Origin of the sequence: Pseudomonas grimontii (assembly GCF_007858185.1) — a bacterium.
In the GTDB taxonomy this organism is placed as follows: Bacteria; Pseudomonadota; Gammaproteobacteria; order Pseudomonadales; family Pseudomonadaceae; genus Aquipseudomonas; species Aquipseudomonas grimontii.
Genome location: NZ_VFES01000001.1, coordinates 17,201 through 39,489, shown reverse-complemented (window position 1 = coordinate 39,489; position 22,289 = coordinate 17,201). Strand labels below are relative to the sequence as shown.

Genomic DNA, 22,289 nt, shown 5'->3' with positions numbered 1-22,289 from the left:
ACTGCGTCTACCCTAAGGAAAAAAAACATGAATCTCCCTATTGAAGCTATAGCTCACCTCGTTGGCAGCTCGCCTCAATTCATGCTTCACCTGACAGATGACCAGCAAAAAAAACTCCGACGTTTCATTCACAAACGCGTACTCAACCCAGAAGACGCGGATGATCTTCTGCAACTCACGTACCTGGAAGCCTGGCGCAACCGCGAGCGTTTCTGCGGTAATGCGTCACTCAGCACCTGGATGTGCGGCATCGCACAGAACCTGATTCGCAATCACTTCAGGCGCATGTATGCCAAACCCGTGCATTGCGAGTTTGATGAGTCGTTGTGGCATGGTCAGGAAGAAAACAACAACCTGGATTGGGAGTTTGAGATCAACCGCCGCCTGGAGAACACCCTGAGCGCCATCGATCACCTGCCGACGGAAATGCGCAAGACGATGTATGCCTCGCTGGAAACCGACGGCAGCTACCAGGACACGGCCGACGTATTGGACATCCCTATCGGCACCGTTCGTTCACGACTGTCGCGGGCACGCGAGCAGCTCAAGCGCGCCACCCAGAACCCGTTTAGACCGTAAACCCGGCTAGCTGGCCAAGCGTTGGGCGGCAGGGATATCTGCCCAACCGAATCAGGCCTTTGCGTGCGAGCCGTGAACAGCACTCCAAGTGCCCCAGCAGCACTGCACCGATCCGGCCGGCACCGAACATCATTTTTCGAGAAGGAAGACTCTCCCGTCAGGGAGTTAACGGCCACCCGGGCGTCCCTTCACTGGAGAAGTGAATCAGGAACCACTCGTCGCCAAACCCGGTCGTTTCCGTTAAACAATTGAAAGCGTAGATAAAAACTAAAAATAAATGCTTGACGCTTTCCCGTTCTACGCGAATAATGCGCGCCACTTGGCTACATAGCTCAGTTGGTTAGAGCATAGCATTCATAATGCTGGGGTCCGGGGTTCAAGTCCCTGTGTAGCCACCAAGTACTAAAAACGGCTTACCGCAAGGTAGGCCGTTTTTTTATGCCTCGAAGAAAGTGCCTGGGGCATACTCGCAGCCCCATCCCTGGATACAGAACTGAGCCAACAGGATGTCCCGTCATGAGCCTTGATGTGTTCGCAATCATCATGCTGGGCGCTGCGCTCCACGCCACTTGGAATGCCGTGGTCAAGGGCGGTGACGACAAGCTGCTGACCACGTGCATGATCGCGTCCATCGCATCGCTGATTGCAGCAGCGGTCATTCCGTTTCTGGCGTTGCCGGCAAAGGAAAGTTGGCCCTTCATCGGCGCGTCGGTGATTTTGCAGGTGATGTATTTCGTGCTGGTCGCCTCGACCTACCGTATTGCCGACATGAGCCAGACCTACCCGATCATGCGGGGCACCGCGCCGTTGCTGGTGGCGACAGCGAGCGTAGGGCTGTTGTCCGAATCCCTGTCCTCATTTGCCTGGCTCGGCATTGCCATAATCTGCATCGGCATTTTGAGCATGGCTGCCGCCCCCGGCACCGGTCAGCGAAAAGGAATCCTCCTTGCGCTGGTCAATGCGGCGGTCATCGCCGGCTACACCCTTATCGACGGTGTGGGTGTGCGCACATCCGGCGCCCCGGCGGCCTACACGCTGTGGATATTCCTGCTCACCGGCATTGCGCTTGCCGTGTGGGCAGTTGCCGTCAGGCGGCGTGAATTCTGCCGCTGCCTGGCGCGCCACTGGCGCCCTGGCTTTATCGGTGGCTTCGGCACCGTCGTGTCCTACGGCCTGGCGCTTTGGGCAATGACGGCAGCACCGATCGCCACGGTCTCAGCGCTCCGGGAGACGTCGATTCTGTTTGGCGTGGTAATCTCGGCGCTGGTGCTCAAGGAGCGACTGACCCGCCGCCGTATCGTGGCTGCGTGCATCATTGCCGGCGGGGCTATGGTGTTGCGACTGGGCTGAGGCGCCACCGCCACTCGGCTCTTACGCCCCCCGACGGGTCGGCCTATCCTCGGTTAGGCCGCTTTTGACGCCCTCCCTTGCCACTGTTAGTGTCCAGCCTCCCCCACACACGGAGTGCTTCACGGTGAAACTGGACATCTACCAAGTCGACGCCTTCAGCCAACATATCTTCGGCGGCAACCCTGCCGCGGTATGCCCGCTCACCGAGTGGCTGCCCGACGAGCAACTGCAGCATATCGCTGCCGAAAACAACCTCTCCGAAACCGCCTACTTTGTGCCCCGCGATGGGTTCTATGAGTTGCGCTGGTTTACCCCGCAAGTCGAAGTCGACCTGTGCGGCCATGCCACGCTGGCGACGGCGTGGGTGTTGATTCACGCGCTGGCGGACGCACCACAGGTGCTGCGCTTTGCCACCCGCAGCGGCGAGCTTCGGGTGACGCGCAATGGCGATGAACTGGCGATGGATTTCCCCGCCCGGCAGCCACAGCGCTGCGAACCGCCCGCCGGAATGTTGAGTGCCCTGGGGATCGAGCGCGCCGACGTGTTCGGCACCGATGACTACATCGTGCTGGTGGACGACGAAGCCCAGGTCGCCGCGCTGACGCCTGACTTTGCGCAGCTCAAAGGCCTGCCCAAGCGCGGGATTGCAGTCACCGCCAAGAGCACCCGGTTTGATTTCATTTCGCGCTGGTTCGGGCCGAATGTGGGGATCAATGAAGACCCTGTCACCGGGTCCGCGCACACCTCGCTGGCGCCATTCTGGGCCGAGCGCCTGGGCAAGTCGCGCTTGACGGCCGAGCAAGGGGGCCAGCGCAAGGGCCAGTTGCGCTGCGAGCTGCTGGGCGACCGAGTGATTATTTCCGGCAAGGCGGTGCTGTACATGCAAGGCACGATTTACCTGTAAACCGCAGTACCCAAGGACAACAGATCATTCTCAAAATGAACGGAGTTCAGCACGTGTTTTCGATTTCCCGCCGCCTACTGTCGCTCATGGCGGCAGCCCTTACCCTGGCTGCCTGCCACACCCCGGTCAACGAACAGCCACCGGCGCCGGAGTTGGGCTCGGGCTATCGCACCGACCTCGGCACCCGTCATGCCGAGCGCCATATGGCCGCCGCCGCCAACCCGCTGGCGGCCGAGGCCGGACGCGAGATGTTGCGCCAAGGCGGGTCGGCGATTGACGCCGCCATTGCGATGCAGGCGGTGTTGACCCTGGTGGAACCACAATCCTCCGGCATTGGCGGCGGTGCGTTCATCATGCTGTGGGATGGGAAAAACGTGCACGCCTATGACGGCCGCGAAACGGCCCCGGCCGGCGCGACCGAGCGGTTGTTCCTGAACACCGACGGCACGCCGATGGCCTTCACCGACGCGCAGATCGGCGGGCGCTCGGTGGGCACGCCAGGGGTGCTGCGGGCCCTGGAAATGGCCCATAAGAAGACCGGCCGCCTGCAATGGGCCAAGCTGTTCGAACCGGCGATTCGCTTATCGGAACAGGGCTTCGCGATCTCGCCGCGCTTGCACAGCCTGATCGCCGCAGACCGCTTTATCGCGCAATCGCCGGAGATGGCGGCCTATTTCCTGAATGCCGATGGCACGCCTAAAGCCACCGGTACACGGTTGAAAAACCCGGCGCTGGCCGCTGTGTTCAAGCGCATTGCCCAGGAAGGGCCGGACGCCCTGTACCACGGGCCGATTGCCGATGAGATTGCGCGCAAGGTGCAGGGCAACCGCAATGCGGGCAGCCTGACTCAAGCGGACCTCAAGGGCTATGTCGCCAAGGAACGCGTGCCGTTGTGCACCGATTACAAACGCTGGAAAGTCTGTGGCATGCCGCCGCCGTCCTCAGGCGGGATTGCGGTCGCGCAGATTCTCGGCACATTGCAGGCCTTGGAAGCCCGCGACCCGCACCTGGCCATCGCGCCGATGACACCGATAAAAAGCGCCTCGCCTGCCGGGCTTGAGCCCACGCCTGAGGCCGTACACCTGATCGCCGAAGCCGGTCGCCTGGCCTTTGCCGACCGCGCGTTGTACGTGGCAGATGCGGACTTCACGCCGGTACCGGTTGCCGGCCTCGTCGCCCCGACCTACCTGGCACAGCGTGCCACGCTGATCGGCGAGCGCAGCATGGGCATCGCCAAGCCAGGCCGACCGGCCGGCATTCAAGTCGCGTACGCACCAGACCGTTCGCCACTGCGAATCTCCACGTCACAAGTCGTCGCCGTAGATGACCAGGGCGGCGCCGTGTCGATGACCACCACGGTGGAAGCCGCGTTCGGTTCCCATGTGATGGTCCAGGGCTTCTTGCTCAATAACCAGATGACCGACTTCTCATTCATCCCCGAAGAAAACGGCCAGCCGGTAGCCAACCGCGTGCAACCCGGCAAACGCCCGCGCTCGGCCATGGCGCCGACCCTGGTGTTCGACCGCGAGAGCGGTGAGTTGCTGGCCACGCTCGGTTCGCCGGGCGGCTCGCAAATCATCGAGTACGTGAGCAAATCCCTGGTGGCGATGCTCGACTGGAACCTCGACCCGCAAGCCGCCATCGGCCTGCCCAATTTCGGCAGCCGCAATGGGGCAACCGAGCTGGAGGCGGGCTTGTTCAGCCCAGGCCTGAAGCAGGTGTTGAAGGACAAGGGCCATGAGCTGAGCGAGATAGACATGACCAGCGGTATCCAGGCCATCGTGCTCAAGCGGGACGCCCTGGGCAAGGTGTCGCTGAGCGGTGGCGCCGATCCTCGGCGTGAAGGCGAAGCGCTCGGCGACTGACTTTATTGAACGGAGGTGATCCCTTGCATCAGGCTGAAAATCTCGCTGCCATCCCTGGCATCGACCACGGTTTCTGTTCGATCGATGACCCGCTACGCCCGGATGAGGCGTTCATCTGCAAGCAAGTCCACAGCGCCTCGGTGATTGAATGGCAGGCCGGCCAGGTGGCCAATAAGATCGAGGCCGATGGTGTGTTGACGCACCACGCTCACCCGATCGCGGTGATCACCGCAGATTGCCTGCCCATTCTGTTCGCGTCGAAAACGGGCGAACGGGTGGCCGCAGTCCATGGCGGCTGGAAGGGGCTGCAACGCGGGATTATCGCCAACGTCATGCAGCGTTTTGCCGCCGACGGGATTGCAGCCGACCAGCTGCAGGTGGCTATCGGCCCATCGATCAAGCGGTGCTGTTATGAAGTGAGCGAAGGCTTTATCGCCGACTTCCAGAGTGACCAAGGGCACCTGTGGCAACACGCCCAGGCACCGTGGAGCTTCGTCCAACCAGCACCGCTGCGGTCCCCGGAAATTACCCCGCCCCATGCACGGCAAGCAGGCAGTGCGTGGTTTGATTTGAGCGGGTATGGGTTGTTGTTGCTGCAAGCGGCGGGCGTCAAGCGTGAGCAGATCGAAGTGAGCGAGGTGTGCACCTACTGCACGTCGCCGACGTTTGCCAGCTACCGAAGAAGGACGCATCAGCCGGAGGAAGCGAAGACGTTGATTTATTCGTGGATTGCTCGTACAGACTGACACGAGAAGGCCTACAACACTCTTTCTCAAATCCTCGACATGTCTTCAGATCGCAAAATGCCATGTCATTTTTTGCGATAAACCCCCTCTTGAGCGGCGCCTTTTCACCTGCGATTTTCTGGCCCGCACTTTCTTGCCAGGGGCTACGTCAAAGACGTAGAATTTCTCGTGTTAACGATCATAGAATCTCCATTGTTCAGCAAACTATGGCCTGACTATTGGAGCGAAGATGAAAAGGGTATTTTCATGGCGTTTCTTGCCAGCCATCCCGATGCCGGGAATGTTATTCCTGGCTCGGGCGGTTGCCGAAAAGTACGCTGGTGCTTGGAGGGTCAGGGCAAAAGGGGGGGCAGTGCGAGTCATCTACACCACTCAATTGGCTTGCGGAGCAATAGTAGCCCTACTGATTTACGGCAAGGGCGCTACGGAGAATATTCCAGCGCACATCCTGTACAAAATTGCGAAGGAGATGAACCATGCCACTCACTGATAAACAACTGAAGGAACGTGACGCCAAACGCAATATCGGCGAAGAATTACTGAGCGCTATTCAGGATGTTAAAGCAGGACGCTACGGCGCCGTGCAGCAGATCGAAATCACTCAAGCTGCCGAAGCAAGAAGCAAGACAGGACTGTCGCAACCCAAATTTGCCGAGCTTTTGGGGGTTTCGGTAAGAACCCTTCAAGAGTGGGAACAGGGGCGTCGTTCCCCCTCCGGTGCAGCACGCTCACTGCTGCATATTGCGGCCATAAGACCAGACGTTTTTCGGGAAGTCCTCAGTAACGCCTGATGGCGTTACTGGCCACTCCCTGAGGATCAACGGCTGATCTTCAACCCCTTACGCCCCGCATGCCGCTCCAACGCCAGCTCGATCAACCGGCTCACCAACTCGCTATAGCTCATCCCCGCCGCCTGCCATAACTTGGGGTACATGCTGATGCGGGTGAAGCCGGGCAGTGAGTTGATTTCGTTGATCAGCACTTCGCCGTCGTCGGTCAGGAACACATCGACCCGCGCCAATCCCGCGCAACCCAGCACGTCAAACGCCTCGAGGGCCAAGCGGCGAATACGCTCACTGGCTTCATGGCTGATATCTGCCGGCACCACCACTTGCGCCGCCTGGCCGTCAATGTATTTGCTGTCGTAGGAGTAAAAGCCGCTGCTCACCACGATCTCGCCGCAGCCGCTGGCGACCGGGTTTTCGTTACCCAGCACAGCGCATTCTATTTCGCGCCCGCGCACGGCGGATTCCACCAGCACCTTTTGATCAAAACCCAGGGCCAGTTCGACAGCGGCGTGGTACTCGGCCTCGTTGCCAACCTTGCTCACGCCCACCGAAGAACCCTGGTTGGCCGGTTTGACGAACATTGGCAGGCCGAGTTTATTCACCGCCGTTTCAAAGGACGTACGCGCGGCGTTGCTGCGGGTCAGGGTGATGAACGGCGTCACGGCAATACCGGCATCACGCAGCAGGCGTTTGCTGATGTCCTTGTCCATGCACACCGCCGAGCCGAGCACGTCGGAGCCGACGAAAGGCAGGTCAGCCATGCGCAGCAGGCCTTGCAGGCAGCCGTCTTCGCCGAGGGTGCCGTGGACGATGGGGAAGATCACGTCGATGTGTTCCAGCACGCCTTGGCCGGCGGTTTCCACCACTTGCTGGCTGGCCTTGCCGGGCACCACCGCCAGTTCACGGTTGGATTGGTTAAGGGCGATGAGTGCCGGGTTTTCCTGGTTGATCAGGAAGTTCGAGGTGTCATTGAGGTGCCAGTGGCCGGCCTTGTCGATGCCGATCAGGACTGGCTCGAAGCGTGTGCGGTCGAGTGCATCGACAATATTGCGCGCCGACTGCAACGAGACTTCGTGCTCAGCCGAACGACCACCAAAAATAATCCCTACCCGCACCTTGCTCATGACCCGGCCTCACTGTTGAAAGTAAGGCTTCTTACCACGGGTGGTCAGCGATTCGCTACCAGATGTGTGCCAAACAACACGTAGCAACCGCCGGCAAAACGGTCGAGCCATTTGCGCGAACGGCTGTAGAGGTTGGCCATGCGCACACTGGAAAACACCAGGGCCACGCAGGAATACCAGCTGAACGACAAGGTGGCCATGGTGATCACCGCCAGGGTCAGCAGCATCGGCGACGGCGACGGCGGCATGGTGGAGGCAAAGATGGTGGCGACGAACAACGCGGCCTTGGGGTTGGACAGGTTGCCCAGCAACCCCAGGCGCCAGGCGGAAAACAGCGAACGTCGCGCGTCGTCCGGCAACAGGCTCTGGCCCATCGCCGGTGCCGAGCGCTTGAACAGTTTCAGCCCCAGGTAAATCAGGTAGCAGCCGCCGATGATCTTGAACGCCAGGTACAACATGGGCGCAGCGGTAAACAGCGACTTGATGCCCAGCCCACCCGCCAGCCCCCACATGATCGTGCCGGTGGACACGCCAGCCGAAGCCACCACGCCATGGCGGCGCGAACAACTGGCAGCCAGCTGTGCCGTGTTGAAGAAGTTGGGGCCGGGTGTCACCACTGCCACCGCCCACAGCAGGGCCAGTGAGACCAGGGGAGCCACGTAGGCGGGGTCGATAAATTCCATTGGGCAGCTCCATCAGCGCAGGGCACGAGCGAGGAGCATAGACCTCGCCTACCACCTGCACAATCGTACAAGACCCCGGCAGACAAGGGATGCAGACTGGGTTAACGTATTTCCATCTCTTCTTGTGACAAGCCGCCATGGGCAAACCGACCCGCAACTTCGACTGGCTGCACCGTGCCCCGCATGCCAGCGGCCTGGACCGTATCGAGGCGTACTTTGCAGGTTTTGCGTTCGACCCGCATCGCCATGACACCTACGCCATCGGGCGTACCTTGTCTGGCGTGCAGAGTTTTCACTATCGCGGCGACATGATCCACAGCCTGCCCGGCACGACCATGGTGCTCCATCCCGATGAGACCCACGACGGCCACGCCGGCAGTGACGAGGGTTTCAAGTACCGGATGATTTACGTGGAGCCGTCGCTGATCCAGCAGATCCTCGGCGGCAAGCCGTTGCCGTTTATCCCCAGTGGTTTATCCACTGACCCAAGGCTGTTCCGTGCCAGCGAAGTGCTGCTGCAGAACCTCGATCACCCGATTGACCCGTTGCAGGAACAGGACGCGATGTTCGACCTGGCCCACGCGTTGAGCAACGCCGCTGGCGCCATCGTCAGCCGCAAGGCTTTCGATTACGTCGCCGCCGAGCGCGCCCGCGAGTTTATCCACAGCGCCCTGGGCCGCAGCATCACCCTGGATGAAATCGCTGATCACGCCGGCCGCGACCGCTGGGCATTGTCGCGGGATTTTCGCTTACTGTTCGGCACCAGCCCCTACCGCTACCTGACGATGCGCCGGCTGGACCTGGTGCGCAGCCTGTTGGCGCAGGGACAGTCGCTGGTGGACGCCGCGCTGATCGCCGGCTTCACCGACCAGAGCCATATGACTCGGCAATTTCGCAGCACCTACGGTATGCCGCCGTCGCGTTGGGTGAAGATGCTCGGGCGCTGAGGGTGCCGCCGGCAGGCTTATAGCGAGTGTCCATCAATGGGCTCGCCGATGGTCAGGAAATGCCCTCCCGCCACATGATGCAACGTCCGTAATTCATCATGCCCTTCGAAGTGCCAGTGACCTTCGCTGAACACGCGCTCATCGGCATAGGCCGCGACCACTTCGCCGAGGAACAGGTCATAGGTTTGCTGGTTGTGGGGCTCGGGCAGCAGGCGACATTCCAGCCACGCTACGCAGCCTTCCAGCAAGGGCGCGTCGGTGTGTTCACCGCTGAAGGTTTGCAAGCCATAAGCAGCGAACTTGTCACGCTCGGCGCCGGTGGTATTGCCGACCGTCTGCACGAGGTCGGCCTGGGCCGCACAGGGCACCTGCAGCACGAAGGTGCCGGCGCCTTCCAGCAGTTGGCGAGTCCAGGTGGCCTTGTCCAACACAACGGCGACTTTCGGCGGTTCGAAATCCAGCGGCATGGCCCAGGCCGCCGCCATGATATTGCGCTGGCCGTTGTCGGCCGCACTGACCAGCACGGTTGGGCCGTGGTTGAGCAAACGGTAGGCCTTGGACAAGGGAACGGGGCGGCGGTGGGTCGAATTCATGGAGGATCGGCTCTTAATGCGAAAAGCTTACGATACCTCAAGCGCAAGCCTGCCAGGTTGGTTGCACGTCCTTAGCTGCCATTGTTCCGGCACACGCCCATCACTTGATATTCCAATGTAGTGAGCTTGCCGCTGGAGTCTTCATAGGTCATGCGCGACGGCACGGGATTGCATGCGCGGATCGGCGGCGTCACGTTGACCACCTTGGCAATGTCCAGGTCCATGCCATAGCGATACACCTGGACCTGGGGCGCCCGTTTTCCGTTTTTCTCGGCGTAGGCGGCCATGGCTTTTTCATTGCGTTCCATCATCAGGGCAAAGGTCCGGTCACCTCCGCCTTCGGCCAATGCACCGAATGACAGGACGGCCGTTAATACACCCAAGCCTACGGTAGAAAAGTTCATCACATATTCCTCGACTGAAAGTTCAGTGCCGAGACTAACGAACGAACCCTGACGCCATGTTCACTGGAATATTACTTATTTGTTAGGTGGCTGCGAGCTTCCAGAATTGTAATGTTCACGCCACCCAATCGTTATCCACGGTTTGCAACTATCAGCCCGGGCCAGATCAATAAGAACGCCCGCCTCCATAAGAAGCTGATAACTGCCAATACCGAGGAGCGAAACATGCGGATCCGTTATTACACCCTTCCCCTTTCACTGATCGCCACATTCCCCCTGGCAGCCGTGGCAGCGCAAGACAAACCTGAGGGGTTTATCGAAGGCAGCAGCGTGAACGTGCTGGCGCGCAATTTTTACTTCAACCGCGATGACCGCAAGGGCCAGTCCAGCCCCACCGGTAATGGCTATTCCGAAGCTTGGGCCCAGGGGCTGATCGGTAAATTCGAATCCGGCTTTACCCAAGGCACCGTCGGGTTTGGCCTGGACGCCTTCGCCATGGTCGGCGTGAAGCTCGACTCGGGTACCGGCCGCAGCGGCGGCAAGGGCTCGTTTGGCGTGCTGCCGGTGGACAGCAACAACCATCCCGAAGACAACTACAGCAAGGTCGGCGGCGCGGCGAAACTGCGCGTATTGGACACGGTGATCAAGGCCGGCGACGTGTTCCCACTGACCCCCGTGGTGGCCTACGGCGATTCGCGGGTGTTGCCGGAAAGCTTCCGTGGCGTGACCCTGCAGAACACCAGCCTGGAGGGCCTGACCTTGCAGGGCGGGCGCCTGAGCGGCATGAGCCAACCCAATGAAAGCGGCATGAACAAAGGGTTCGCAACGTTTTACGCCGGCCCGGTCGATTCACCTTGGATCGGCTACTTCGGCGGCGACTACACCGTGAACAAACACCTCAGCCTGAGCCTGTACAGCAGCCGCCTGAAGGACGCCTGGGACCAATACTACGTCGGCAGCGCCGCCAGTTACCCGCTGAACGAAGACGTCTCGCTGTTCGGCGACATCAACTACTACAAGGCTGTGGACGAAGGCAAAAAGCTGCTGGGTGAATTCGATAACAACATCTGGAGCGCCCGGATCGGCGTGAAGGTCGGCGCCCACAGCCTGGCTGTGTCGCACCAGCGCAACAACGGCGATGACGACTTCGATTACCTGCGCCAGTCGGACTCGATCTTCCTCAACAACTCGATCCAGTACAGCGACTTCAACTCGCCCAAGGAACGCTCGTGGATGCTGCGCTACGACCTGGACATGCAGCCATTCGGCATTCCCGGCCTGTCGTTCATGGCCCGTTACGGCAAGGGCACCGGCGCCGACTACAGCAACGCCAACGCGGTGTATATGCGCCGCGATGCCGCCGGCGATCCGCTCACCGACCAACGCCGCTGGGAGCGGGATATCGAAGCCAAGTACGTGGTGCAAAGCGGCAACTTGAAGGATTTATCGCTGCGACTGCGCCAGGCCACCGTGCGCTCAAGTTCATTTGAGTCCGACCTTGAAGAAGTCCGCGTCATTGTCGAATACCCACTGGCGATTCTTTAAGACGCGCTTACATTCACTTGCCGATGCCCTACATCTCTTCACAGGTTGAAGTCTGTCAGAACTGTAATATCGGCCTCACCTTCTCGTTAAGTTGCACTTTTTATACTGCGCATCGAACACATCTCATCTCTGCGGCTTTTGTGTAGCTCCTTTGGAACAGAGATGAATTTTATACGCCCCAGCCGGGGCGTTTTTTTTGTGTGCCCGGTCAGTGACGAATCGTCGCACCGGCCTGGCGCGGCTTGACCCTAAAGCTACTTCAGGCTTCAGAGTTTTCCTACAGTCCATTCAAGCCTCTATGAGGTCATCTCCTTTCGTTTTTCTTGAAGGTAAATCCCCATGCGTATCCTTGTGGTTGAGGACGAGCAGAAAACCGCCGACTACTTGCAGCAAGGCCTGACCGAAAGTGGCTACGTCGTCGATTGCGCCGCCAGCGGCATCGACGGCCTGCACCTGGCCCGGCAGCACATCTACGAACTGGTGATCCTCGACGTGAACCTGCCCAACACCGACGGCTGGGAAGTACTTGAGCAACTGCGCCGTGACGGCAACCAGCGCGTGATGATGCTGACCGCGCGCGGCCGCCTGGCCGACAAGATCAAAGGCCTGGACATGGGCGCCGATGACTACTTGGTCAAGCCATTCGAATTCCCCGAACTGCTGGCCCGTGTACGCACCTTGCTGCGGCGCAGCGAACATATCCCGCTGCCGGAGGTGCTACGCGTCTCGGACCTGGAGTTGGACCCGCGCCGCCATCGCGCCTATCGCGGCGACCGGCGCATCGACCTGACCACCAAGGAGTTCGCCCTGCTGCATGTGTTGATGCGCCAGGCTGGCGAAGTGATGACCCGCACGCAGATCATCTCGTTGGTGTGGGACATGAACTTCGACTGCGACACCAACGTGGTCGAGGTCTCCATCAGCCGCCTGCGCGGAAAGGTCGACGACCAGAGCGAGGTCAAGCTGATCCATACCATTCGCGGCGTGGGTTATGTGCTGGAGGCGCGCCAATGAGGACCAGCAGCCTGTCGATGCGCCTGGGGCTGACGGTCAGCCTGATGGGCGCTGGGCTGGTGGTGTTGCTCGCCACCCTGGCGTACCTGGCGCTGACCCACGAGCTGGAAAACCTCGCGCGCAAGGGCCTGGAAAACAAGATGGAGCAACTGGAACACAGCCTGCGCCAGGACCTCAAACCCCAGGATATCGCCGCCCGCCCACATTCGCTGCTGGACCTGGTGATGGGTCACGACAACATTTACCTGACCATTACCGGCGTCCAGCCGGACCCGCCCGTGCTGCTCAGCGTTGGCGCCAAACCCCAGCAGCCGTTGTTGCTGGATGCGCCCGCCGGCAAAACCTTGGCATACATGAATTGGGTAGACGGTCGCGACAATCGCATCCTCACCGCCACCCACGTGATGCCCTTGCGCGGCGGCGAGTATGTGCGCGTATTGCTGTCGCTCGACCGCTCCGACGATGAAGCGCTGCTCAGCGCCTACCTGCGCTCCACGGTGATCGCCTTGCCGTTGCTGTTGATCCTGATCGGTATGGGCGCCTGGTGGCTGGTACAACGCGGGCTGGCGCCGTTGAAGCAGTTCAGCCACGTGGCGGCCCAAGTCACCACCCAGGACCTGACCCATCGACTGTCCGTGGATAACCTGCCCAATGAACTGGGCGAGTTGGCCCAAGGCTTCAACGTGATGCTCAACCGCCTCGATGCCGGGGTACAGCAGTTGTCGCAGTTCTCCGACGACCTCGCCCACGAACTGCGCGCGCCGTTGACCAACCTGATGGGCAAGGCCCAGGTGACCCTGTCCCGCGAACGGCCCTCGGAGGAATACAAGGCCGGGCTGGAATCCTGCGCCGAAGAAATGGAGCGCCTGTCGCGCATCGTTTCCGACATGTTGTTCCTGGCCCAGGTCAGCCACCCTGCGGCACGGGCCGGATTTGCCGCCGTGTCGTTAGGTGACGAAGCGCAGCGGGTGATCGAATTGTTCTCCTTGAGTGCCGAGGACAAGCAGATCACTCTCAGCCTGCGCGGCGACGCCTGGGTGACGGGCGATCGCCTGATGATCCAGCGCGCCATTTCCAACCTGCTGTCCAACGCGATTCGCCATACCCCCAGCGGCGCCAGCGTGTTGTTGCTGGTGGAAACCTACGAGCAGAGCGTCGCACTGTCAGTGGGCAACCCCGGCCGGGGCATCGAAGCGCATCACCTGCCGCATCTGTTCGAACGTTTCTACCGCGCCGACAGCAGCCGCACCCGCGCCGAAGGTGGCACCGGGCTGGGGCTGACCATTGTGCAGTCGATCATGCACCTGCATCAGGGGCACGCCGACGTCAGCAGCCAACCAGGCCGGTTTACACGGTTCAGCCTGGTATTTCCTCTTCCTTGCGATGCGCCCACTGGTACAACGCCGGCAGCACCAGCAAGGTCAGCAACGTAGAAGAGATGATCCCGCCGATTACCACGGTCGCCAACGGACGCTGCACTTCGGCGCCGGTGCCGGTGGCCAGGGCCATGGGGATAAATCCCAGGGAGGCCACCAGCGCGGTCATCAATACCGGACGCAGGCGGGTCAGCGCGCCCTCATTGATTGCCACCGACAGCGAACGCCCTTCCTCGCGCAGGTTGCGGATGAAGGCAATCATCACCAGGCCGTTGAGCACCGCCACGCCGGACAAAGCGATAAAGCCCACGCCTGCGGAGATCGACAGCGGAATATCGCGCAGCCACAGCGCCATGATCCCACCGGTCAACGCGAACGGAATCCCGGTAAACACCAGCAGCCCGTCCTTGAGGTTGTTGAACATCATGAACAACAACCCGAACACCAGCAGCAACGCCACCGGCACCACGATTTGCAAACGCTCGGAGGCTTCCTTCAGTTGTTCGAACTGACCGCCCCAGGTGGTCCAGTAACCCGCTGGCACTTTCACTTGCGCCGTAATCGCAGCCTCGGCCTCTTCCACGAACGAACCAATATCCCGTCCGCGCACGTTGGCACTGACGATCACCAGGCGCTTGCCGTTCTCGCGGCTGATCTGGTTCGGGCCGAGCACCAGGTCCAGGCTGGCGACCTGGGACAACGCAATAAACCCCAACTGCCCCGCCGCATTCCCGGCCAGCGCCGGCACCGGAATCAGCAGCCGCGACAAGCCATCGATGTCAGTACGCAGCGCGTCGGACAAGCGCACGACCATGTCGAAACGCCGGTCACCTTCATACAAGGTACCGGCCTGACGCCCACCGACGGCGACGGCAATGGTGTCCTGCACATCGCCGACATTCAGGCCGAAGCGCGCGGCCTTGTCACGGTCGATATTGATGGTCAGCACCGGCAGGCCGGAAGTCTGTTCGACCTTCACCTCCGAAGCCCCATCGAGGCCTTGCAGGGTCTCGGCAATTTCTGCGGCGGTGGTGTTGAGCACCGCCATGTCGTCGCCGAACACCTTCACCGCGACATCGCTGCGCACCCCGGAAATCAGCTCGTTGAAACGCAGCTGGATCGGTTGCGACAACTCGTACGCGCTGCCCGGCACAATCGCACTGGCGCGTTGGATATCGGCGATCAGGCTTTCGCGGGATTTGTTCGGATCCGGCCACTGCGCCTTCGGTTTAAGCATCACGTAGCTGTCGGAAATATTCGGCGGCATCGGGTCGGAGGCGATTTCCGCCGTACCGGTACGTGCAAATACCCGCTCGATTTCCGGCACCTGGGCCATCAAGGTTTTTTCCAGTTGCTGCTGCATCTGCACCGATTGCGTCAGGCTGGTGCCGGGCACGCGCAGGGCCTGTTGGGCGAAGTCGCCCTCACTGAGGCTGGGGATAAACTCACTGCCCATGCGGCTGGCCACCACGCCCGAGGCGACGATGGTCAGCACGGCCAGACCGAACACCAGCGGCCGGCGGGTCATCACCCAGTCCAGCACCGGCGCATAGGCCCGGCGTGCGGTACGCATCACCAGATTTTCTTCTTCCTTGACCTTGCCGGTGACGAACAGCGCAATCGCCGCCGGCACGAAGGTCACCGACAAAATCATCGCCCCCAGCAGCGCGATCACCACGGTAAACGCCATGGGGTGGAACATCTTCCCGGCCACTCCGGTGAGTGCGAAGATCGGCAGGTACACGACCATGATGATCAGTTGCCCGAAGATCAGCGCACGCCGTGCTTCCTTGGCCGCCGCGAACACTTCGTGCAGGCGCTCGCTGCGGGTCAGCAAGCGACCATGGCGCTGCTGCGCATGGGCCAGGCGGCGGATGGCGTTCTCGACGATTACCACCGCGCCGTCGACGATAATGCCGAAGTCCAGCGCGCCGAGGCTCATCAGGTTGGCGCTGACTTTGTGGGTAAACATGCCGGTGAAGGTGAACAACATCGCCAGGGGAATCACCATCGCGGTGATCAGCGCCGCGCGGATATTGCCGAGGAACAGGAATAGCACCGCGACCACCAGCAGCGCACCCTCGAAGAGGTTTTTCTTCACGGTGGCAATGGCTTTTTCGACGAGGTTGGTGCGGTCGTAGACGGTAACCGCCACCACACCGTCGGGCAACGAGCGGTTGATTTGTTCGAGCCTGGAAGCCACCGCCTGGGACACGGTGCGGCTGTTTTCTCCGATCAACATAAACACCGTGCCCAGCACCACTTCGCGGCCGTTTTCCGTGGCGGCGCCGGTACGCAGCTCACGGCCGATCTCGACCTGGGCGACATTGCGCACACGGATCGGCGTGCCGTCGGACGTGGTGATGACGATATTGGCGATGTCGTCGATGGACGCCACCTGCCCCGGCGCGCGGATCAACAATTGCTCGCCGCTGCGCTCGATGTACCCGGCGCCGACGTTGGCGTTGTTGCGCTCCAGCGCCGTGACCAGATCGTTCAAGGTCAGGTTGTAAGCCGCCAGGCGCTTGGGGTCGGGGGCGATCTGATATTCCTTGGCGAAGCCGCCGATGGTGTTGATCTCGGCCACACCGGGCACGTTGCGCAGCTGCGGCTTGATGATCCAGTCCTGAATCACCCGCAGGTCGGTCGGCGTGTAGGGCGTGCCGTCGTCCTTGCGGGCGCCCTCTTCGGCCTCCACGGTCCACAGGAAAATTTCCCCGAGGCCGGTGGAAATCGGCCCCATCGCGGTTTCGATCCCCGTAGGCAATTGCTCGCGGGCCACCTGCAGGCGCTCGTTGACCAACTGGCGGGCGAAGAACAGGTCGGTGCCGTCCTTGAAGATCACCGTCACCTGGGACAAGCCGGAGCGTGACAACGAACGGGTCTGCTGCAGCCCCGGCAAACCGGCCATCGCGGTTTCGATGGGAAAGGTAATGCGCTGCTCGGTTTCCAGCGGCGAAAAACCGGCCGCCGCCGAGTTGATCTGCACCTGCACATTGGTGATGTCGGGCACCGCGTCGATGGGCAGTTTCTGATAGCTGGCGATGCCGACACCGGCCATCAACAGCACCGCCAGCAGCACGATGATGCGCTGCTCGATGGCGAATTGGATAAGGCGCTCAAACATGAGAAATCACTCGCAGGATCAATGGGCGTGCTCGGCCGAGCCCTTGCCCAATTCGGACTTGAGGATGAAGCTGCCGGTGGTGGCCACCTGGGCACCGGCCTCCAGGCCCTGGCGCACTTCGACGTAGCCGTTCTCACTGGCGCCCAGTTCGAGATGGCGGGTGATAAAACCGTCTGGCGTGCGTACGAATACCGACGGTTTTTCCTCGACGGTCTGGATCGCCGTTTGCGGCACGGTGACCTTGGCCTGGTAGGTGTCCGTGGCCAGTTGCACGGTGACAAACAGCCCTGGACGCCAGGCGTCATCGGGGTTGGGCACCGTCACGCGGACGGTGGCGGTGCGTGTTTGCTCGCCGAGCAAATTGCCGACATAAGCCACGGTGCCCAGCACGTCGGTGCCCATTTCCGTGGAGCTGACCTTCACCGGTTTGCCGAGTCGGACCTTGTTCAAATCCTTGGGAAATACGCCAAAGGTGACCCATACCTGCGACAGGTCAGAAAGCGTGAAGGCGTTGCTGGTCTCGCTCACCACCTCGCCGACGCCGAGGTGTTTTTCCACCACTACACCTGCGAACGGCGCCCGCAGCTCGTAACGATTGCCACCGACCAGCACGGTGTTGCCGCTGAGCGCGGTCATCTTTTGGCGGGCATTGTTCAGCGCAATTTCGGCTTCTTGCAAGGTTTGGCGCGCCAGCAGGTAATCCTGCTCGGCGGAGATCTTGTCCTGCCACAACTGGCGTTCACGCTGGAAGGTGATACGCGCCAGTTCAACCCGGCGCTCGCTGGCTGCCAGCTCACTGCGCTGGTCGGAAATCTGCTGGCTGGCGATCACCGCAAGCAGCTCGCCCTTCTTCACTGCCTGGCCCAGATTGACCTTCACCGACTCCACCACACCGGCCGCGCGCGGGACGATGTGCGAGGTGCGGTCTTCGTCGAAACGCACCTCCCCCGGCAGCGTCAGCAGTGTGCTGATCGACTGGGGTTGGGCCTCGGCAAGTTCGATACCGGCGGCCTGGATTTGCTGTTCAGTCAGCTCAAGCTTGCCTTCTTCTTCCTCGGCATTGGCCACGCCGGACAGCATCAGGCCCAAGGCGACGGCAAGCGCCACGCCGTGTCGTTTGTTCATAAGGCACTCCAGAAAAAATCAAAACCGGGCGAGGTCGCCGTAAATCCGTTCGATGCGCAGCCAGGCATCGGTAGCCTGGGCGGTGGCCGCAAGGTATTGGGTGCGCGCCGCGATCAGGGTGCGCTGGGCGTCGAGCACGTCGAGGAAGTTGAACTTGCCCATCTCGAAGCCGCGGGTGGCGCTGTCCACCGCGCTTTGGGCGGCGGGCAGGATCTGCTGGTTGAATGCGCGCACTTCAGTATTCGCGGTTTGCCACAGGTCCAGGGCCTGGCGGGTTTCGGTACGCAGGCGCAATTCGGTAGCGTTGCGCAGGTCGCGGGCCTGATCGGCACGGCGCGTGGCGGCGAGTACGTTGCCCTGGTTGCGGTTGAACAACGGAATCGGCATCGACACGCCGACCAGGTTCACCCGCTCGCGCACACTGGCGTCGTACTGACTGCCAATCGATACATCGAGGTCGGGAATACGCTGGGCTTTTTCCAGGCCTACGCTGGCTTCGTGCTGCACGATCTGCAGTTCGGCCAGGCGCAGTTCGGCGGTCTGTTCAAGACGCGCCAACAGTTGCGCGGCGGAGGGCAACGGCGGTGTGGAGTGGCTTGGCGTGGCGACAGCCTGGAAGTCGGTCGCCGCGCTGCCGGTACTGGCGGCCAGGCGGCGATAGGCGTCGGTGAGGCCCATGTGCGCGCGGTTGAATTCGAGGCGGATCTGCGACAACTGCACCTGGGCCCGCGTGGCTTCCACCGGTGAGGATTTGCCGGCGGTGACACGACCGTTGGCGACCACCAGCCCGCGCTCGGCCAAGGCCAGGGAGCGTTGCGCCAGGTCGAGACGTTCCTGGGCGCGCAGGGCACCGTAATAGCCGTCGATCACCTCGGCGCGCAGCGTATTGCGGCGCTGTTCCAAGGCCAGTGCGGCAGCGTCCTGGGCACGCGTCGCCACGTCAATGCGGGCACCGCGCTTGCCGCCCAGCTCGAGGGTTTGGCTTAGCTTGAGGGTGGTGGTACGCGTATCGCGACGTGTGTCTTCGGCATCCCACGACGCCACCGGATTGGGGATCAGCCCGGCCTGCTGGCGACCGCCCTCGGCGATCTCGATTTCCCATTGCGCAGCCGCCAGGTCGGGGTTGTTGGCGAAGGCGGTTTGCAGGGCGGCGTCGAGGGTGAGGGTTTGTGCCTGGGCAATGCTGGCAGCTCCCCACAACAACGTCGCCCCCACCAGCTTTCTAACGGAAATTGCCATAACGAGAGTTCCACGCCCATAAAGTAAAAGCCGGGAGAATGTAGCGTTCGCGACTTATCAGAGCGGTGGAGCAAAGATTACAAATCCGACAGCAATGGCTCTGCGGCGGGCGTTATCAGGTATGCTTTTCGGACAAGAAACAAAAAGAAACAATTTTCCCAACCTGTTCGATAAGGAGTCCCGCCTTGGCGTTATCGACTGCCGCGTGGATGGTTCACGACACCCGTCTCATGCTCTGCGTACTGCTGGCCATCGCCAGCATCATCGTGCTGATCAGCGCGACCAAATTGCCGCCGTTCCTGTCGATCCTGATCGGCACCTTTACCGCCGGGGTCGGCGCTGGGCTGCCAGCGGAAGAGGTGGCCAAAGCCTTCAGCAAAGGCGCTGGCGCGATCCTCGGTGAAGCCGGGATCATCATCGCCCTGGGCTCGATGCTGGGTGCGCTGATGGCGGAATCCGGCGCGGCCGACCGCATCGCCACCACGCTGCTCGGGCTGGGCAAAGGCAAGTCGTTGCCGTGGGTGATGGCGCTGGTGGCGATGGTGATCGGCCTGCCGCTGTTCTTCGAAGTGGGCCTGGTGATGATGGTGCCGATCATCTTTGTGATGGCCAAACGTTCGAACCAGCCGCTGTTGAAAATCGCCATCCCGGCGCTGGCGGGCATGACCACCTTGCACGCCTTGATGCCACCGCACCCAGGGCCGCTGATTGCGGTGGGCGCATTGCACGCCGACCTGGGCCTGACCATGTTGCTGGGCTTCTGCCTGGCGGTGCCGGCGGCGATCCTCGCCGGGCCGCTGTATGGCAACTGGCTGTCCAAGCGCCTGCATGTGGATGAGCCAGCCGACATCGGCGCGCTGTTCAGCGCCCCGCCCAAGGCCCCGCGCCAGCCTAGCTTTGGCGTGTCATTGCTGATCATTCTGTTGCCGGTGATTTTGATGCTCGGGAGCACCTTGGCCAAAGTCGCGCTGCCGGCCGAAAGCAGCGTGGGCCTGACCCTGAAATTCCTCGGCGAACCGCTGATCGCCCTCGGCCTGGCCGTGATCGCCGCCGTGATCTGCCTGGGCTGGGCCGCCGGCATGCCGCGCGCCGAAGTCGGCAACACCCTGCGCAAGGCCCTCGCGCCCATCGCCGTGTTGCTGCTGACCATCGGCGCCGGCGGTGGCCTCAAGCAAACCCTGCTCGACGCCGGCGTCAGCCAGACCATCAGCAAAGTCGCCGAAGGCGCGCACATGCCGTACCTGCTGCTGGCCTGGTTGATCGCCGTGGCGCTGCGCCAGGCCACCGGCTCGGCCACGGTCGCCACCACCACGACCGCCGGCATCCTCGCACCGATGATGGCCGGGTTGGCGGCGACGCAAAGCTCACTGGTGGCGCTGGCGATCGGCGCCGGCTCGGTGTTCTTCTGCCACGTCAACGATGCCGGGTTCTGGATGGTGCGCGAGTACTTTGGCTTGCAACTGAAGCAGACGATTTGGGTGTGGTCGGTGTTGCAGACGATTGTTTCGGTCGTCGGCCTGGTCGGTACGCTGGTGCTGTGGCACTTCTTGACCTGACCTTCAGGCCGCCAAGGTGTGGCGCTTACCAAACAGCGCCACACTTGCCACCCCCACCGCGCCCATCACCACGCAATAACCCACGCAAATCCATGGGCTGGTCGGCATCAACGCGATCAACATCAGCGGCGTGGTACTCGCCCAGAGTGCATAGGCGATGTTGTAGGTGAAGGAAATTCCCGACACCCGCACCTGCGCCGGAAACAGGCCGACCATCACCGATGGCACCGCACCGACCACCCCGCAACTCAAGCCCGCCAGCGCATACGCCGCGCCGAGCCAGATGCCGCCGCTGATCAGGCTGGCGTACAGCACGAAAATACCCACCGGCAGCAGCAGGCTGTAGACCAGTACCGCGCGCCAGGCACCAATGCGGTCCACCAGCAGGCCGGCGAGGACGCAGCCGATATTCAGGAAGACGATGCCCAGGGCGCTCAAGGCAAAGGTGTGGCTGGGGCTCATGCCGAAGGTTTTCTGCATCATGGTCGGGGTGATGACCACCAGCACCACCACGGCGGAGGTGAGCACGCAGGTGAGGATCATCGCCGGCAGCAGCACGGCGCGATGGTCACGCAATACGGTGCGCAGCGGCATCTCGGCGGCGGCCTGGCGGCGGGCCTGCATTTCGAGGAAGACCGGGGTTTCGCTGAGCCAACGCCGCAGCCACACGCCGATCACGCCGAACACACCGCCGAGCAGGAAGGGGAAACGCCAGGCGTAGTCGAGAATTTCGGCCGGGGTGAAGACTTGCGCCAGCAGCGTGGCAGTCAGCGCACCGAGCAGGTAGCCGAAGGTCAGGCCGGCTTGCAGGAAGCCCAAGGCGTAGCCACGATGGTTGCGCGGTGCGTGTTCGGCGACGAAGGTCCAGGCGCTCGGCACTTCACCGCCCACCGCCGCGCCTTGCAGCACACGCAGCGCCAGCAGGATCAGCGGTGCGAAGTAGCCGATCTGTGCGTAGGTGGGCATGATCCCGATCAGCAAGCAGGGCAACGCCATCATCAGGATGCTCAGGCTGAACACGCGCTTGCGCCCCAGATGATCGGCGAAGTGCGCCATGAGGATGCCGCCCAGTGGGCGCGCGAGGTAGCCGGTGACAAAGATGCCGAAGCTTTGCAGCAGACGCAGCCACTCGGGCATTTCCGGCGGGAAGAACAGTTGGCTGAGGGTCAGCGCAAAAAACACGAAAATAATGAAGTCGTAGATTTCCAAGGCTCCGCCCAAGGCGGCCAGGCCCAGGGTTTTGTAGTCGGAACGGGAAAAACGCTGCGCCTGTGGAACAGAGGTGGCAGTCATGTTGAGGCTCGGCAGACAAACAAAATGGCGT

The 22,289-nt window shown here is 61.7% G+C and carries 19 protein-coding genes and 1 tRNA gene; 12 read left to right on the top strand and 8 right to left on the bottom strand.

Features of this window, described 5'->3' with window-relative positions; all coding sequences use genetic code 11:
* Window positions 1-27 precede the first annotated feature (27 nt).
* From FIV39_RS00185 to FIV39_RS00150, 7 genes are all read left to right on the top strand, one after another.
* A complete protein-coding gene (locus FIV39_RS00185; protein WP_090409687.1) occupies window positions 28-579 on the top strand; it encodes an RNA polymerase sigma factor in 552 nt (183 codons plus the stop codon).
* 321 nt (window positions 580-900) lie between these two features.
* Window positions 901-977: transfer RNA gene (locus tag FIV39_RS00180), tRNA-Met, on the top strand.
* A 118-nt stretch (window positions 978-1,095) separates the two neighbouring features.
* The gene (locus FIV39_RS00175) at window positions 1,096-1,929 is read left to right on the top strand and encodes an EamA family transporter (RefSeq protein ID WP_090409689.1); all 834 of its coding nucleotides are present in this window, start codon (window positions 1,096-1,098) and stop codon (window positions 1,927-1,929) included.
* A gap of 124 nt (window positions 1,930-2,053) precedes the next feature.
* Window positions 2,054-2,833 carry a PhzF family phenazine biosynthesis protein gene (locus FIV39_RS00170; protein ID WP_090409691.1) on the top strand — a complete coding sequence of 260 codons (780 nt, stop codon included), beginning with the start codon at window positions 2,054-2,056 and terminating at the stop codon, window positions 2,831-2,833.
* Between the two features lie 35 nt (window positions 2,834-2,868).
* Window positions 2,869-4,698, top strand: coding sequence for a gamma-glutamyltransferase (gene ggt / locus FIV39_RS00165; protein ID WP_090409693.1), 1,830 nt, complete (start codon window positions 2,869-2,871; stop codon window positions 4,696-4,698).
* A 23-nt stretch (window positions 4,699-4,721) separates the two neighbouring features.
* On the top strand, window positions 4,722-5,444 hold the full coding sequence (locus tag FIV39_RS00160; protein WP_090409695.1) for a polyphenol oxidase family protein: 723 nt from the start codon (window positions 4,722-4,724) through the stop codon (window positions 5,442-5,444).
* Window positions 5,445-5,920: 476 nt separating this feature from the next.
* A complete protein-coding gene (locus FIV39_RS00150) occupies window positions 5,921-6,235 on the top strand; it encodes a helix-turn-helix domain-containing protein (protein ID WP_090409699.1) in 315 nt (104 codons plus the stop codon).
* Between the two features lie 26 nt (window positions 6,236-6,261).
* On the opposite strand, the gene ddlA is transcribed toward FIV39_RS00150, so the two are convergent.
* Both ddlA and FIV39_RS00140 read right to left on the bottom strand, forming a co-directional pair.
* On the bottom strand, window positions 6,262-7,356 hold the full coding sequence (ddlA, locus tag FIV39_RS00145) for a D-alanine--D-alanine ligase (protein WP_090409701.1): 1,095 nt from the start codon (window positions 7,354-7,356) through the stop codon (window positions 6,262-6,264).
* 44 nt (window positions 7,357-7,400) lie between these two features.
* The gene (locus FIV39_RS00140) at window positions 7,401-8,039 is read right to left on the bottom strand and encodes a LysE family transporter (RefSeq protein ID WP_090409703.1); all 639 of its coding nucleotides are present in this window, start codon (window positions 8,037-8,039) and stop codon (window positions 7,401-7,403) included.
* Between the two features lie 137 nt (window positions 8,040-8,176).
* On the opposite strand from FIV39_RS00140, the gene FIV39_RS00135 reads away from it, so the two are divergent.
* On the top strand, window positions 8,177-8,986 hold the full coding sequence (locus FIV39_RS00135) for an AraC family transcriptional regulator (protein ID WP_090409705.1): 810 nt from the start codon (window positions 8,177-8,179) through the stop codon (window positions 8,984-8,986).
* Window positions 8,987-9,003: 17 nt separating this feature from the next.
* Here FIV39_RS00135 and FIV39_RS00130 read toward each other — a convergent pair whose 3' ends face one another.
* Together FIV39_RS00130 and FIV39_RS00125 are read right to left on the bottom strand one after the other, a co-directional pair.
* On the bottom strand, window positions 9,004-9,579 hold the full coding sequence (locus FIV39_RS00130) for a flavin reductase family protein (protein ID WP_090409707.1): 576 nt from the start codon (window positions 9,577-9,579) through the stop codon (window positions 9,004-9,006).
* A gap of 71 nt (window positions 9,580-9,650) precedes the next feature.
* On the bottom strand, window positions 9,651-9,983 hold the full coding sequence (locus FIV39_RS00125) for a DUF2790 domain-containing protein (protein ID WP_090409709.1): 333 nt from the start codon (window positions 9,981-9,983) through the stop codon (window positions 9,651-9,653).
* 225 nt (window positions 9,984-10,208) lie between these two features.
* On the opposite strand from FIV39_RS00125, the gene FIV39_RS00120 reads away from it, so the two are divergent.
* The 3 genes from FIV39_RS00120 to FIV39_RS00110 all read left to right on the top strand — a co-directional run bounded on the left by FIV39_RS00120 (window position 10,209) and on the right by FIV39_RS00110 (window position 13,975).
* Entirely contained in the window at window positions 10,209-11,528 is a 1,320-nt protein-coding gene (locus tag FIV39_RS00120) for an OprD family porin (protein WP_090409711.1), read from the top strand.
* Window positions 11,529-11,867: 339 nt separating this feature from the next.
* Entirely contained in the window at window positions 11,868-12,542 is a 675-nt protein-coding gene (locus tag FIV39_RS00115) for a heavy metal response regulator transcription factor (RefSeq protein WP_090409713.1), read from the top strand.
* Window positions 12,539-13,975, top strand: coding sequence for a heavy metal sensor histidine kinase (locus tag FIV39_RS00110; RefSeq protein WP_090409715.1), 1,437 nt, complete (start codon window positions 12,539-12,541; stop codon window positions 13,973-13,975). Before FIV39_RS00115 ends, FIV39_RS00110 begins: the two co-directional genes overlap by 4 nt.
* On the opposite strand, the gene FIV39_RS00105 is transcribed toward FIV39_RS00110, so the two are convergent.
* From FIV39_RS00105 to FIV39_RS00095, 3 genes are read right to left on the bottom strand one after another with little or no spacing between them, the layout of a single operon-like run.
* On the bottom strand, window positions 13,899-17,045 hold the full coding sequence (locus FIV39_RS00105; protein ID WP_090409717.1) for a CusA/CzcA family heavy metal efflux RND transporter: 3,147 nt from the start codon (window positions 17,043-17,045) through the stop codon (window positions 13,899-13,901). The two genes, FIV39_RS00110 and FIV39_RS00105, sit on opposite strands and share 77 nt — an antisense overlap.
* 18 nt (window positions 17,046-17,063) lie before the next feature.
* Complete coding sequence (locus FIV39_RS00100; protein ID WP_090409719.1) at window positions 17,064-18,170, bottom strand: efflux RND transporter periplasmic adaptor subunit; 1,107 nt, start codon at window positions 18,168-18,170, stop codon at window positions 17,064-17,066.
* Window positions 18,171-18,188: 18 nt separating this feature from the next.
* On the bottom strand, window positions 18,189-19,409 hold the full coding sequence (locus FIV39_RS00095; RefSeq protein ID WP_090409721.1) for a TolC family protein: 1,221 nt from the start codon (window positions 19,407-19,409) through the stop codon (window positions 18,189-18,191).
* 185 nt (window positions 19,410-19,594) lie between these two features.
* Here FIV39_RS00095 and FIV39_RS00090 point away from each other — a divergent pair, with 185 nt between their 5' ends.
* Window positions 19,595-20,965 carry a GntT/GntP/DsdX family permease gene (locus tag FIV39_RS00090; RefSeq protein ID WP_090409723.1) on the top strand — a complete coding sequence of 457 codons (1,371 nt, stop codon included), beginning with the start codon at window positions 19,595-19,597 and terminating at the stop codon, window positions 20,963-20,965.
* A gap of 3 nt (window positions 20,966-20,968) precedes the next feature.
* On the opposite strand, the gene FIV39_RS00085 is transcribed toward FIV39_RS00090, so the two are convergent.
* On the bottom strand, window positions 20,969-22,258 hold the full coding sequence (locus FIV39_RS00085; RefSeq protein WP_090409725.1) for an MFS transporter: 1,290 nt from the start codon (window positions 22,256-22,258) through the stop codon (window positions 20,969-20,971).
* Window positions 22,259-22,289: the final 31 nt, after the last annotated feature.

Excerpts from the sequence above, each read along its gene's own strand:
- FIV39_RS00095 (WP_090409721.1), bottom strand. The coding sequence starts at position 19,409 with ATGGCAATTTCCGTTAGAAAGCTGGTGGGGGCGACGTTGTTGTGGGGA.
- FIV39_RS00100 (WP_090409719.1), bottom strand. The coding sequence starts at position 18,170 with ATGAACAAACGACACGGCGTGGCGCTTGCCGTCGCCTTGGGCCTGATG.
- FIV39_RS00085 (WP_090409725.1), bottom strand. The coding sequence starts at position 22,258 with ATGACTGCCACCTCTGTTCCACAGGCGCAGCGTTTTTCCCGTTCCGAC.
- FIV39_RS00115 (WP_090409713.1), top strand. The coding sequence starts at position 11,868 with ATGCGTATCCTTGTGGTTGAGGACGAGCAGAAAACCGCCGACTACTTG.
- FIV39_RS00140 (WP_090409703.1), bottom strand. The coding sequence starts at position 8,039 with ATGGAATTTATCGACCCCGCCTACGTGGCTCCCCTGGTCTCACTGGCC.
- FIV39_RS00175 (WP_090409689.1), top strand. The coding sequence starts at position 1,096 with ATGAGCCTTGATGTGTTCGCAATCATCATGCTGGGCGCTGCGCTCCAC.
- FIV39_RS00110 (WP_090409715.1), top strand. The coding sequence starts at position 12,539 with ATGAGGACCAGCAGCCTGTCGATGCGCCTGGGGCTGACGGTCAGCCTG.
- FIV39_RS00105 (WP_090409717.1), bottom strand. The coding sequence starts at position 17,045 with ATGTTTGAGCGCCTTATCCAATTCGCCATCGAGCAGCGCATCATCGTG.
- ggt (WP_090409693.1), top strand. The coding sequence starts at position 2,869 with ATGAACGGAGTTCAGCACGTGTTTTCGATTTCCCGCCGCCTACTGTCG.
- ddlA (WP_090409701.1), bottom strand. The coding sequence starts at position 7,356 with ATGAGCAAGGTGCGGGTAGGGATTATTTTTGGTGGTCGTTCGGCTGAG.
- FIV39_RS00120 (WP_090409711.1), top strand. The coding sequence starts at position 10,209 with ATGCGGATCCGTTATTACACCCTTCCCCTTTCACTGATCGCCACATTC.
- FIV39_RS00125 (WP_090409709.1), bottom strand. The coding sequence starts at position 9,983 with ATGAACTTTTCTACCGTAGGCTTGGGTGTATTAACGGCCGTCCTGTCA.
- FIV39_RS00150 (WP_090409699.1), top strand. The coding sequence starts at position 5,921 with ATGCCACTCACTGATAAACAACTGAAGGAACGTGACGCCAAACGCAAT.
- FIV39_RS00130 (WP_090409707.1), bottom strand. The coding sequence starts at position 9,579 with ATGAATTCGACCCACCGCCGCCCCGTTCCCTTGTCCAAGGCCTACCGT.
- FIV39_RS00185 (WP_090409687.1), top strand. The coding sequence starts at position 28 with ATGAATCTCCCTATTGAAGCTATAGCTCACCTCGTTGGCAGCTCGCCT.
- FIV39_RS00135 (WP_090409705.1), top strand. The coding sequence starts at position 8,177 with ATGGGCAAACCGACCCGCAACTTCGACTGGCTGCACCGTGCCCCGCAT.